At 35.9% G+C, this 13,306-nt stretch carries 12 protein-coding genes; 7 read left to right on the top strand and 5 right to left on the bottom strand.

Features of this window, described 5'->3' with window-relative positions; genetic code table 11:
* Window positions 1-322 precede the first annotated feature (322 nt).
* A complete protein-coding gene (locus ACIQZ6_RS03655; RefSeq protein ID WP_395808306.1) occupies window positions 323-1,108 on the bottom strand; it encodes an NlpC/P60 family protein in 786 nt (261 codons plus the stop codon).
* Between the two features lie 75 nt (window positions 1,109-1,183).
* On the opposite strand from ACIQZ6_RS03655, the gene ACIQZ6_RS03650 reads away from it, so the two are divergent.
* A complete protein-coding gene (locus tag ACIQZ6_RS03650; RefSeq protein WP_395808304.1) occupies window positions 1,184-1,657 on the top strand; it encodes a universal stress protein in 474 nt (157 codons plus the stop codon).
* A gap of 127 nt (window positions 1,658-1,784) precedes the next feature.
* Here the strand turns inward: ACIQZ6_RS03650 and ACIQZ6_RS03645 are convergent, their stop codons facing one another.
* The 4 genes from ACIQZ6_RS03645 to ACIQZ6_RS03630 form a co-directional block, all read right to left on the bottom strand.
* Window positions 1,785-3,380 (bottom strand): hypothetical protein, encoded by a 1,596-nt coding sequence (locus ACIQZ6_RS03645; RefSeq protein ID WP_395808302.1) that lies wholly within the window; start codon window positions 3,378-3,380, stop codon window positions 1,785-1,787.
* A 71-nt stretch (window positions 3,381-3,451) separates the two neighbouring features.
* Window positions 3,452-5,785, bottom strand: a complete 2,334-nt coding sequence (locus ACIQZ6_RS03640; RefSeq protein WP_395808300.1) for a TonB-dependent receptor — start codon at window positions 5,783-5,785, stop codon at window positions 3,452-3,454.
* A 140-nt stretch (window positions 5,786-5,925) separates the two neighbouring features.
* Window positions 5,926-6,318, bottom strand: coding sequence for a hypothetical protein (locus ACIQZ6_RS03635; protein ID WP_395808299.1), 393 nt, complete (start codon window positions 6,316-6,318; stop codon window positions 5,926-5,928).
* 164 nt (window positions 6,319-6,482) lie between these two features.
* The gene (locus ACIQZ6_RS03630; RefSeq protein ID WP_395808297.1) at window positions 6,483-6,833 is read right to left on the bottom strand and encodes a 4Fe-4S dicluster domain-containing protein; all 351 of its coding nucleotides are present in this window, start codon (window positions 6,831-6,833) and stop codon (window positions 6,483-6,485) included.
* Window positions 6,834-6,939: 106 nt separating this feature from the next.
* Here ACIQZ6_RS03630 and ACIQZ6_RS03625 point away from each other — a divergent pair, with 106 nt between their 5' ends.
* From ACIQZ6_RS03625 to ACIQZ6_RS03600, 6 genes are all read left to right on the top strand, one after another.
* Window positions 6,940-7,959 (top strand): acyl-CoA reductase, encoded by a 1,020-nt coding sequence (locus tag ACIQZ6_RS03625; RefSeq protein WP_395808295.1) that lies wholly within the window; start codon window positions 6,940-6,942, stop codon window positions 7,957-7,959.
* Between the two features lie 249 nt (window positions 7,960-8,208).
* Window positions 8,209-8,412 carry a fructose-6-phosphate aldolase gene (locus ACIQZ6_RS03620; protein WP_395808293.1) on the top strand — a complete coding sequence of 68 codons (204 nt, stop codon included), beginning with the start codon at window positions 8,209-8,211 and terminating at the stop codon, window positions 8,410-8,412.
* Window positions 8,409-9,089: a cell division ATP-binding protein FtsE gene (locus ACIQZ6_RS03615; RefSeq protein WP_395808291.1), complete on the top strand. Its 681-nt coding sequence runs from the start codon at window positions 8,409-8,411 to the stop codon at window positions 9,087-9,089. Before ACIQZ6_RS03620 ends, ACIQZ6_RS03615 begins: the two co-directional genes overlap by 4 nt.
* A 111-nt stretch (window positions 9,090-9,200) precedes the next feature.
* Window positions 9,201-9,815 (top strand): nucleotide exchange factor GrpE, encoded by a 615-nt coding sequence (locus tag ACIQZ6_RS03610; RefSeq protein ID WP_395808289.1) that lies wholly within the window; start codon window positions 9,201-9,203, stop codon window positions 9,813-9,815.
* A 59-nt stretch (window positions 9,816-9,874) separates the two neighbouring features.
* The gene (gene dnaJ / locus ACIQZ6_RS03605) at window positions 9,875-11,047 is read left to right on the top strand and encodes a molecular chaperone DnaJ (protein ID WP_395808287.1); all 1,173 of its coding nucleotides are present in this window, start codon (window positions 9,875-9,877) and stop codon (window positions 11,045-11,047) included.
* Window positions 11,048-11,218: 171 nt separating this feature from the next.
* Window positions 11,219-13,306 (top strand): TonB-dependent receptor, encoded by a 2,088-nt coding sequence (locus ACIQZ6_RS03600; RefSeq protein WP_395808285.1) that lies wholly within the window; start codon window positions 11,219-11,221, stop codon window positions 13,304-13,306.

Genomic DNA, 13,306 nt, shown 5'->3' with positions numbered 1-13,306 from the left:
ATAATATGGGAACCAATTAATAATCAGCTGATGTCAGTGAGTGATGATAAATTGTTGAAGATTTGGAAGGTGGAATTTGAGGAATAAGTTATCTGTTATCAGTTGCCTGTTGTCAGTTATCTGTTATCTGTTGTCAGTTATCTGTTGTCTGTTATCTGTTGTCAGTTATCAGTTATCAGTTGGTTAGTGGTTAGTTGGTTAGTGGTTAGTGGTTAGATGATTAGTTGGTTAGTTAGTAATTCCTAATCCGTAATTCGCAATTTTATTATTAAAAAATAATTTCCAAATACTCTAATCTCAATACTAACTACTAAATACTCCCTTAATTAAATCGCTTTAAGATCCTGAGTTTATGTGTATAACGGTTCAACTCAGTATTATAAATACCCTGTGCATCAATTGAATCTATCCTCACTTTTCCAGAAGCATGAATGATTTGCTGATTATTTAGCATGATACCAACATGGGTAATCCTACCATCTTCATTATCAAAAAATGCCAGATCGCCTGCCCTCGATTCCTGTAAAAAACCCAAAAGCTCACCCTGTTCTGCTTGTTGCCACGCATCACGTTTAAGCCTGATCCCAAATTGCTTAAAAACCATCTGGGTAAAACCTGAGCAATCAATACCAAATACGGAACGGCCTCCCCAAAGATAAGGAGCATCTAAATAGAACATGGCAGCCTTACTGATACCTAAATCAAATTCAACCGTATTGGGATCAATTGAATATCCCTCCAATTTATAGCTATTTTCGGCCAGATAGAATAAGCCATCCACTGTATGCGGAATGCTTGAACCTGCCAACAGATTTAAAATTGAACTAGTATTGGATTTTGTTGCTTTGTGAAAAACCTCAAGAGTAAGAATCGAATTGATATTGTTTAGTCCATCAAATACGATTTGACTAACCAGGGTATATTGTTTATTGTCGATCCAACCCTCATACTCATCAAAAGCTGTAAGTATTCTAGACCATTTTTCAGTAATCTCAATTATTGTAAAATGATCTCCAAATAGCAATTGTGAACACATCTCACTTTTGTCGGAGGGTTCAGTCCTTAAGGGCACCAATGATAAATTACAAACACCAAAAGTTGGATTCATCTTGCAAATAAACCAATTTTACATTAAATTAGCTAGAATGCTATTATTCATACCATTTAATCTCCATCCAATCACATGATAAGTCCTGAAAATATTCACAGAATTCTAATAGCGGTTGATGACAGCTCCTATTCAGAACAAGCAGTAAATTATGGCGTATTACTAGCAAAAAATCTGGGTTCTAAAATAACTCTGGTACATGTAGATGAAATTCCAATCAGTTCACCCTATTCTGCAGATCCACTACTAAATGAGTCGCCGGCAATGATTCCGGAGCTGATGCACATTCAGGAAGAAGCAAGTAAATTACTGTTAAAAAAAATCAAAGACCAGTATGGAGATGTAGTTGAAATGTCAACAGTCACCAAAATAGGAAGAGCTCAAGATGAGATTCTGTTTGTTGCTGATGACTGTAAAGCAGATATGATCATATTAGGAACACATGGCAGGACAGGATTTGATCATTTCATTTCAGGAAGTGTATCTGAAAGTGTAGCACGAAAAGCTAAATGCCCTGTTCTGATTATCCCTAATCCGGAAAAAAAATAAGAAAAGCAACCTGAATATTCAAGCTACTTTCCTTGCACTATTTTAATATTTTAATCACTTTTATTCAAAAAACCTTGATTAACGTGCTTAACAATAGAATAATATTAAGAATTTTTAGATTTCAATATTAAGAATTACGAGAAGGGCTTTTTTTTGCCTTGATTGCTTTTTTCCATAAAATCAACCCTACAACAATCATTGCAACTTGCATTGCAGCCCAAAACATTGTACTGAAATCACGCCAACTTTTGCCAGCGAAGTCCATAAAATGATGTTTATGTAAAAAAGAGAAACTTAGGCCTTCAAAAACCTCTCGATCATCAATTCTCACTGAAAGTTTATTTGAGCTGGTTTCTACATAGAATCTTTCATTGTAATTGGAATCATAAGCAATCTTCCAAACGGGGAGTCTTTTGTTTACAAAACCATATTCTCCGGCAAACTTCGTGATTTGCTTTACCTCAATAGGCTTAGCATTACTGTTGTCTTTGAATACTGAAGCGAGGTAGCGAGCATACACTTCCTCCCCGTTCCGTAAAATAGAATAATCATCTGCATTAAGGTAAATTGCATTCTGAATATCTAATCCAATACCCCCACTTTTTTTAGAACCCGAGGAGTCAACTGCATTCCTTTGGTAAACTTGCAAGTAAGTTTGATCATTTATCCTAATAGCTGAAATATTTACTATTAAAAAATCATTTTGAATAGCCTGCTGAAGTTTAGCCCAGTTTATATCTAATTCTGAAGCTGAAAATTTATATTCAAGAAAAAAATCATTTCTTGTATCTGGTTTAAACTTCTGGAATGCATGAAAAGCACCGCTAAAAGTAAATAGCAATGTAAACAAGGATGCAAAAATGGATATGTATCGATGGTTTCTTCTCATCCTTGTGATTGGTTTATCACTGACAATTTTCGACTTGGAAGTAAAAAAAATAAAAATTCCCATAATTGTGGTAATAAAAGCCAAGCTCATTATGGAGATTTCTACTACCAACCTGGTATTGCCTAAACTATTCAGCCAGCTCATATTATGAAAAATCTGGAACAACTTATCAAAAACTGATCTGGTGTTATCGAAAGCCAGACCCAGCCGATCATGGGCTGTTTCCACATAAATTCTGATATTATCCTCTCGCTCAAAATCTACTTTATATACCGGCAATAATCTGTTTATTGACTTATACTCAGTATCAAATTCCTTTTGAAAAACAACTTTTTTAATCATCAGTCCATTATCACTGCTCATTACATCATTTGTAGCAATAACACAGCAATCATGTTCCGATTCTTCCTTACTGTCTAATGAAGAAGCAAATTTCTTTGAATTTTTAAATTCTGAATCACCCAATAAAAAATACCTGGCTAGGTATCTGGCATATAAATCATCTCCATTCTGAAGCAATTTGCCATCTATTGTACTTATATATTGCAGAACTGCTTCTCCGGGCAGTTTAATCTGATAAAAATGATTCCCCTTAATCTGAATTATCCTGAAAGAGTTAATCTCTGGATAATTATTTATTCTGAGTGCATCGGAGAGTGATACTTTCAATTGGCTGCTATCAATTGCAGGAGCATTATAGGTTTGTTTGGCAACTTCAGGCCTTATAGTTGTCATAATGGGATGCAAGAACCCACTCAAAGCCCATAATATCACTGGAATGGCTATAATTAAACTTAATGTTCTATGCCATTGATATATTTTTCTTCTGATCATTTTCTTTAAATAAATTGAGTGTAAAAAAAATGCGTATTACGTCCTTTACAACGAAATACGCATTCAAAGCATCATTTTCTTCCTGTAATGTTATATTGTAGACCCATAACAATAGTCCGGGGAGCAGATGGCGTAAAAGTACTTCTGTCAGTTAGATTATTTCCTCTGCTTGCATTTGTAGCGTATAAGGCATTATTAATATTCATCAAGTTTGAAAAAATTTCTATTCCTTTTACTTTATAGCCGAACCGCATGTTCAATACATTGTAACCCTCATACTTGATAGTATTAACCTGGTTCTGGTACCATTCGTCTGCGTGCTGTAATTCCAGAGAAGTTCTGAAGTTTTTGATCCATTTTGGATAATACGAAAATTCAGTATTGAATGTTGTTCTTGGTGAGATGGGCATCTCAAAACCATCGAGCTTTTTAAGTGCATCAGATGATTTAATACTTACAAGAAAATCTTCAAAACGGTGCAAGGCACTGGTACCTCCAAATCTAAAGCTAAACTCATCAGAAGGTTTAAAGGATAGTGAATATTCTATTCCCTGATGCAAGGTTTTTCCTGCACTCTGATAGTCGAATGAGTTATCAGCCTGACGGATGTTCAGAAGTTCATTTTTTCCATCCATTCTGTACAAACTGGCTTCTAAGTAGAGCCTATTCTGAAACAAAGATGCCCATGAACCTAGTTCATAATTGTTAAATGTTGCTGGACTCAGGTTGTAATAGAACTCCGCTGGATTAGTATTTGGCTTCTTTCTAAATACAGCTGTGAGTCCGGGAGGAGCAAAACCCTGCGATATGTTTGCATAGATTCCAATATCATGTCCCAGATCATAGGTTAATCCCAGTTTTGGTGTAATTTTCTGATACCTTTTGCTACCTGTTGAATTATCCAAATAATTGTCATAAGTAAACGACATAAGATCGTATCTTAAACCCAATGATAATCGCAAGTCCTCAATAAGCTCTAAATCGTATTGCGTATAAATCGCACTATTTCTAATTATTGCATCATAATCAGCAAGTTTAATATCCGGACGCTCTTTTAAAATTGTAAATTTCTCTACAGACTTACCACCTAGCCGTAATTGAGCATTCAAATCAACCTGATGACTCCAATAAGTATTAGGTGAATAATCAAACATTCCTCCAGTAAGCAGTTTAGATTTCAGGAATTTGAACGTTTGAGTATGTTGAGCAATTACTCCATAGCTACTAAAATCGTTAGAATTGACCTCCCCTCTTGCTGTACTTTGGCCACTTGTCCAGCGAATCCCATAAGAAGGGTTTTGACCATGCTTATTAAACCTGTTAAATATGGTTACATAACTTTTAGATGATTTATTCCAATCGTGTTCAAGTGTAATTCGATTGCGGTTTGCATTGGATTTACGATATGTAAAATCCGAAGTGCTTTGATATGATCTACTGAAGAAGGAAATACTGTCGACACTTCCTGCAGTTTCAGAGTTATAATCGGCATAGGAAATAGTTCCGATCAAACGGGTCTTATCATTAAAATGATACTCCAATCTGCTATTGAAACTGCTTTTTTTATAATCAGAGCTAGCCATCCAACTATTAGTTTGATCACTAAACAGACCACCAATATAAAAACCAAATTTGCCGAATTTGACTCCCGAACCTAATTGGATTCGTTTGTAACCGAACTGGTCAAATTGTATTCCAACTTTTCCTGTAGGAACAGATGTTGGCCTTTGCGATATAAAATTAATAGCACCACCAACTGCCTCGGGTCCATAGATGCTAGAAACAGGCCCTTTTACAACTTCAATAGAACTGACAGTAAACTGATTTAATTCAAGTAAAGCATTATGATTGAAAACCCCCATTGGCCTGATTGGTATTCCATCTTCCATATACAGGTAGTAATTTGATGTTGCCATAGGCTGTCTTATAGACATTGCATGTTGTTCATTATTATAATTAACCATCATAACACCAGGTACCTTGTTAATCACTTCATAAACACTTGTAGCTTTTGTTTCATCCATAGTTTTAGGACTAATACGATTAATCGCAATTGGTGCCTGAGTCCTTAATGAAGCATCTCTGTTTGCGGTAACCACAACTTCCTGCAAATAATCTGAACTAGATTCCAAAGCAATTAGATTTCCTTGTGTGTTACTCAAGTTAAACTCTACTGAAATATACCCTAAGGCAGTTATGAAAGCAGTAACATCCCTTCCCGTATTGGGCAAAGTAAAACCTCCTTCATTATTTGTAAAAAATGTCTTATTGGGATTTGCCAATTTAATACTTGCACCAACTATAGGCTCTTTAGTAAGTGCATCAAATAATTTGCCCTTTATTACCTGAGAAAAGGCAATATTTACGGCAAATGAGAATATTAATGAAAATATAATTCGTTTCATTTTTGAATATTTAAGAATTTTTGAATAGAAAAAAATATCGTGTACGAGCAAAAAATCAATCACCTGATTGAAAAAATGCAAGCATAATAGAACCTTATTAAATTAAAATTTAAAGGTTATTAGTTATTCGGAAAGAAGTATTAAGCCCTTGGAGGATGGAAAATACCATAAATGCAATCATTGAGAATTACATTGAGCTTTTGTGAGTAAATTTGACTTGTTTTTAAGGAATAAACACTTGGGAGCGATGGAAAAAAAGATTTCGAGGAAAGAAATATGTCTCTTTTGTTTCTTTCTCGCCCGGAAGGTTTGTCTTGTTCTTTTTTCTCCTCTTCTTTAGCCTTCTTCATCATTTGACACTTACCCTTACATTGAAGTTTTGGCTTTTCTTTGTTCACACAATTTTTAGCATATGAATCGGTATTTATATAATAATCAAGTACTACAAAATCTTTACTGAATGTTTGTAAAAGAACAGCAAGCAGAAAGATTAGAGAAACTGAAAAACGAAATAATTCTTTCAATTTTGACATTATTTTGCAATATTAATGAAAATTAATGACTTATAATTGAAAATAAGGACTTGAAAATTTCTCAAGAAAATAAACACTTTCAGTCTAATTTTACAAAAGAATCCAAAAACAAAAAAGGCAGCAAAAACTTTCTGCCACCTTAAAATCGAATACTTTAAGTTTTACTATTCAACGTGAAGCCAGGCTTTCTTAGCCAATAACTCTTCACGGGTTTCACGTACATCTTCATCATCTACACAGCAGTCTACAGGGCAAACAGCTGCACATTGTGGTTCATCATGAAATCCAACACATTCAGTGCACTTATCAGAAACTATGTAATATACCTCATCAGAAATTGCGGACTGAGCTTCATCAGCATTCAGATTTGTGCCATCCCCAAAATCTATTAGTCCTTTGAGATTAGTGCCTTCCGAAAATCTCCATGCAGCACCGGCATCATAAATTGCATTATTTGGGCATTCAGGCTCGCAAGCCCCGCAGTTAATACACTCATCGGTGATTTTAATTGCCATTTTATCTAAAAGTCTATTTGTTAAGTTAATTTTGCATTAAAATGAGTAAAAACCTCATTTTTAAACTTTCGGACAAATATAACATTATTTGAAGTAAAATTTTTGGATGAGTAAGATTTTGACAAGCAAACAACGAATCATGGCTTTTTTACAATTAGGCCATATTCTGCAAAACCCAGATGAGCAATTAAGTTCACTTATTGGCTCTGCAAAACAATATAATGCATGGTTCACCCCACAAAGCACTGCCATGGCGATACATGCAATTGCAGGAATGCTTAATGAGTCAGATTTGGAGAAATGGATCAATACCAATTCAGATGAACCAATAAAAATGAATACTATTGGTCTCATTCTGGCAGGCAATATCCCATTGGTAGGATTCCATGATATTCTATGCGTTCTAGCTTCTGGAAATAAAGCATTGATTAAGCTATCTTCTCAAGACAAGCAATTAATACCATACATCCTGCACAAGCTTATAGAAATAGAACCTGGCTTTAAGGAACAATTTGAGTTTATAGAAAGGCTAAAAGATTTTGATGCGGTGATTGCCACTGGCAGTAACAATACTTCCAGATATTTTGAATACTATTTTAGCAAAGTACCTCATATCATCCGCAAGAACCGTAACAGTATTGCTGTGTTAAATGGAAATGAAAATAGGGAAGAACTCAAGTGTTTGGGCCATGATATTTTCGATTATTTTGGTTTAGGTTGCCGTAATGTTTCTAAGATCTATGTGCCCAAAGGATACAATTTCAATGCTTTCTTTGAATCTATCGAAGAATTTAAAGTGATTGCTGACCATCATAAATACAATAATAATTACGACTATAATAAATCCATATTTCTGGTAAACATGGATAAACATCTTGACAATGGATTCTTACTTTTGAAAGAGGATAAACGGATGGCTTCGCCATTAGCAGTGGTTTACTACGAGGAATATGAAAGCATTCAGGAAGCAGAAAAAGAATTATCGGCCAATAAAGAAGGTATACAATGTATTATTTCAAGTTCAGAACTGAGCATGAACATCCTTCCTTTCGGGCAAAGCCAGCGTCCTGGATTGTGGGATTATGCCGACGAGATAGATACGATGGCTTTTTTGAGGGGGTTGTGAGGGTTGTCTGTTATCAGTTGTCTGAGGTATGAGGTATGAAGTAGGAGGTATGAAATGAAGCAGAATCTATCTCAATACGCTATACGCAATACTTAAAAAATAGTTATCAGTTGTCAGTTATCTGTTATCTGAGGCATGAAGTAGGAGGTATGAAATGAAGCAGAATCTATCTCAATACGCTATACGCAATACTCAATACTAACTACTAATTACTAACTAACTACTAATAAATAATTAACTTTGCAATCAATGTATGTGATAAAAGTTAGAGGGGTAGCAAAGATCCCAGATTATGTTCAACTGCGTGATGAAAAATTCACCTTGTTAGCGTATTTTCGATTAGATAGGCCTGAAAAAGCATTAGACAAAGCAGGTTTAGCTGATCAGGCAGAATACATTATGGATAAAATTAAAGACCTGCCTTTCGGGCAAATTTTAAAACTTGAATTATGATAGGCAACTCAGTTATAAAATTAGATGGTGTAGACATCTACCAGCAGAAACATTTAGTTCTAAATAATGTCAACCTTCAGATCAGTCCCGGCGAATTTGTTTTCCTGATTGGACAAACAGGATCAGGTAAAAGTAGCCTGTTGAAGGTAATTTATGGTGAGCTTCATATTGCAAACGGTCAAGGACAAGTTGCAGGATTTGATTTGAAAAAAATCACTGATAAAGATATCCCTTTTTTACGCCGCAAACTGGGTATTGTATTTCAGGATTTTCAATTACTGACAGACCGAACCATTGAGCAAAATCTAGAGTTTGTATTAAAAGCTACCGGATGGAAAGATAAAAATCTGATTTCTGTACGAATATTAGATGTACTTGAAAAAGTTGGTTTACGCTCAAAAACTAAAAAAATGCCACATGAATTATCAGGTGGTGAGCAACAACGAGTTGTAATTGCCAGAGCCTTGCTGAATGACCCTGAATTAATTTTGGCCGATGAACCAACAGGCAACCTGGATCCAGATACATCTGAAGACATTGTAACCTTGTTAAAACAAATCAGTCAATCAGGTACTGCTGTATTAATGGCATCTCACGATTATCATATCATCAGAACATTTCCATCAAGAATTATTAAATGCGAAGGTGGGATAATTCACCAGGACGCTAAGATCTAACAATCTTCATCAATTATACAGGCAGTTAATGTCAGTTATAAGTAGATTACAGTAGAAATGCTGACAGCTTGACTGATTTATTTTTTGGCAAAAAAATTGCCATGAATTAATATGAAATTTTCAGAATTATTGAATAAAAAGAAGAAGACTAAAATGGAAGAGAATCAAACAACTGAAAATGCTGAGCAAAAAGACATTCTGGAACAAAATGAATCAGTAAATAATGATGTGCCAGAAATTGATGAAAATTCAACCCAGCCAGATGATGAGCAAATTTCAGATGAGGAAAAATTAAAAGCTGAGGCTTCAGAATGGCAGAACAAATATTTACGATTATATGCAGAGTTCGATAATTTCAAACGTCGTACTAGCAAGGAACGCCTAGAATTACTTCAAATTGCAGGAAAAGATGTGATTGTTGATCTTTTAACCGTACTTGATGATTTTGAAAGAGCTCAGAAATCAATCGAAAAAGCAACAGATATTGAGGCGGTAAAAGAGGGTGTGAAACTTGTTCATCACAAATTAAAAAACGTACTAAACAATAAAGGTCTTAAAGAAATGACTTCAATTGGAGCTGAATTTGATGCTGATGTTCATGAGGGTATCACCAATATTCCTGCACCATCAGATGATCTTAAGGGAAAAGTAGTAGATGAATTAGAGAAAGGGTATTACCTGAATGACAAAGTAATACGCTTTGCAAAAGTTATTATAGGAGCATAGATATTATGCCAGCCTTTATGCAGGGCTTTTAAAATGGTGCATAATGTTTATTTAGAAAAATGGCAAAACGAGATTATTACGACATACTTGGAGTAACACGCAGCTCAACTGCAGATGAGATAAAAAAAGCGTATCGAAAGATGGCAATTAAATATCATCCGGATAAAAATCCAGGTGATAAACAGTCTGAAGAAAATTTCAAGGAAGCAGCTGAAGCCTATGAGGTTTTAAGTAATGCTGAAAAGAAAAGAAGATATGACCAGTTTGGTCATGCCGGAGGAGCTTCAAGCCCTAATGGTGGCGGCGGATATGGTGGCAACATGAATATGGAAGACATATTCAGCCAGTTTGGAGATATCTTCGGTGGTGGAGGTGGTGGTGGCAGCCCATTTGACAGTTTCTTTGGAGGCCAACAGCAAACCCGAGGTGGACGTCGTGCAGCACGTGGAAGTAATCTTCGCATCAAGGTTAAACTTAGCTTGGAAGAAATTGCTAAGGGTGTTGAGAAAAAAATCAAAGTAAACAAACAGGTTATATGTGACACTTGCGATGGAAGTGGCGCAAAAGATAAATCATCATTCAATACCTGCCAAACCTGTAATGGCAGTGGAGCAGTAAGAAGGGTTACAAATACTATACTAGGACAGATGCAAACAACCAGCACCTGCCCTACTTGTAATGGTGAAGGAACTCAGATCACTTCAAAATGTACAACCTGCCATGGAGATGGTTTATCTCGTGGCGAAGAAACAATCAGTATCAACATTCCTGCCGGAGTAAGCGAAGGAATGCAATTATCGATGAGCGGAAAAGGGAATGCTGCACCTCGAGGTGGTATTCCAGGTGATCTGATCATACTAATTGAAGAAATTCAGCATGACTCATTAAAGCGTGAAGGAAATAATATCATTTATGATCTTCATATTAGCTTTATTGATGCAGCTATTGGTTCGAGCATTGAAGTTCCAACAATTGATGGGAAAGCAAAAATAAAAATTGACCCTGGAACTCAGGGTGGTAAAATTCTACGCCTGAAAGGAAAAGGGGTTCCAGAGGTAAATTCATATCACCGCGGAGATCAATTGATCTACATAAATATTTGGACTCCAAAAGTACTTTCAAAGGAGGAAAGAGAAATTTTAGATAGCTTAAAAGAATCTCCGAATTTCAAGCCACAACCTGGCAAAAATGAAAAAAGCTTCTTCGATAAGATGAAAGAATATTTCGAATAAAGGCAAAAAATAAAAGGCCATCCTATTTAGGGTGGCCTTTTATTTTCTAATTTAATTCGACCAGCAATTCATTAAAAAATTTTACATCCATAAGATTTAATCCCTGATTTATACTCCTAAGTTTTAATAAATTTGCCTTGCCTTTCAATGGCTTGGCTTTAAATTAAAGAAATGAATTTAGATAGATACTTAACACCTGGCAGAATCACAATCGCCTTACTATTTTCGATGCTTGTTAATTTCAGTTTTGCCCAAAGCAAGGTTGATTCTGTACAAAAAGTGGGAGAAATAGTGATACGTGCTTATTTATCTGAACAACCAATTCTTCGGGTTCCTTCATCAGTTAGCCTAATCAGCAATAAGCAATTGAGAGACCAGCCTGGCATTTCCATGCTTCCAGCTTTGAACTCCGTACCAGGAATTCGAATGGAAGAAAGATCACCTGGCAGTTACCGCTTATCTATTCGAGGCAGTTCATTACGATCACCTTTCGGAGTTAGAAATGTAAAAGTTTACCTCGATGAATTCCCTTTAACAGATGCAGGAGGCAATACCTATCTGAACCTTATTGATGTAAACAGCATTCATAATATTGAAGTATTAAAAGGGCCTGATGGCAGTTTATTCGGCGCAAACTCTGGTGGTGTAGTGTTGTTAAACCCTGTTGACAATCGAGCCAACAGTTCATGGGCATCAGCAGGAATTAGTAGCGGTTCTTATGGTTTATTCCAAGAAAGAATTGCTGTCCAGAAAAAATTTAAAAATCAATTCCTGAATATTAATCATTCTTATCAACGGTCGGATGGCTATAGAGAACACAGTGCTATGAGCCGCAACTTTGCACAAGTGATGTATCGAATGAACTATTCAAAAGAGAATCAACTGCGTGTTCTGGCCTTCTACTCAGATCTGGAATATAAAACCCCCGGTGGATTAACCCTGGCTCAATATACCGCTAACCCCAGAGCAGCGAGACCCTCAACAGCATTTGTTGCTGGCCCTGTAGCTCAAAAGGCTCGGATTCAAAACAATACCCTATATGCCGGAATTGTCAATGAAGCTAAGATTGTCAATAACCTGAGACATGTTATTGCACTTTACGGTTCAACAACAGATTACCTGAATCCGTTCATTACTAATTATGAAATCCGTAAAGAGAATACTGCCGGAGTACGAACTTATCTAGAATTATCAGGCAATCAAGATAAATCAGTCAATTGGAAATGGAATGCAGGTCTCGAATTACAAAGTACCGGAGCTGATATAGCCAATTACAACAATAATAGAGGTGTTCAGGGAAGCCTTCAGGCCCAAGATGATATTATTTCAAATCAATTCTTTTATTTCACCCGATTTTCAACCAATATCGGTGAAAGACTAAGTGCTGAAGTTGCGGCAAGCTTAAATTATTATAAGTACAAATTCTCTAAAAATATTCGTACGTATGCCACCCGTTTTGAGCGTAAATTCGATCCAGAGTTAATGCCTCGTTTGGCATTGTCTTATAAACTTTCTAACAATCTTGCACTTAGGTCTTCGGTTAGTAGAGGATACTCTCCTCCAACAATTGCCGAGGTGAGAGCATCTGATAATATAATCAACCCTAATATCGAATCAGAAACAGGCTGGAACTATGAAGCTGGATTAAGATTACGTAACAACAATGACAGGTTATGGCTAGATGCCTCTATTTTCCAATACAAACTTGAGAATGCCATCGTTCGTAGGGTTAATTCAAATGATACTGAATATTATTTAAATGCTGGTGGTACTCGTCAAAATGGTATTGAAACTCAGGCAAGTTACTGGCTTATTGAACCGGGTTCAAAAGGATTACTTAGCGGGCTTCAATTACAAAATAGCTATACTTTAAGTAAGTATTTCTTTCAGAATTATGTTAACGGAGCCATTGATTATTCAGGAAACCGTCTTACAGGTACACCGAGGGCAGTAGTGATCAGCGGATTAGACTTCCGGTTCCAACAGAATTTTTACCTCTTCGCACAGCATAATTACACTTCAAAAATTGCATTGAATGATGCAAATAGTGTTTTTTCAAAATCATTTGACCTGGTTCATTTTAAAGCTGGATGGAGAACCAGTAAACCAGGCAAACCTGTACTTGATGTTTTTGCAGGAATAGATAACCTCTTAGATCAAACCTATAGTTTGGGAAATGATCTGAATGCCTTTGGTGGCAGATTTTTCAATGCTGCTGCTCCGCGAAATTTCTTTGCAGGAATGAAACTTACTTTATAG

Origin of the sequence: Daejeonella sp. (genome assembly GCF_044348475.1) — a bacterium.
Classification (GTDB): domain Bacteria; phylum Bacteroidota; class Bacteroidia; order Sphingobacteriales; family Sphingobacteriaceae; genus Daejeonella.
The sequence above is the reverse complement of the archived record's forward strand: the minus strand, read 5'-3'. Positions and strand labels throughout refer to the sequence as shown.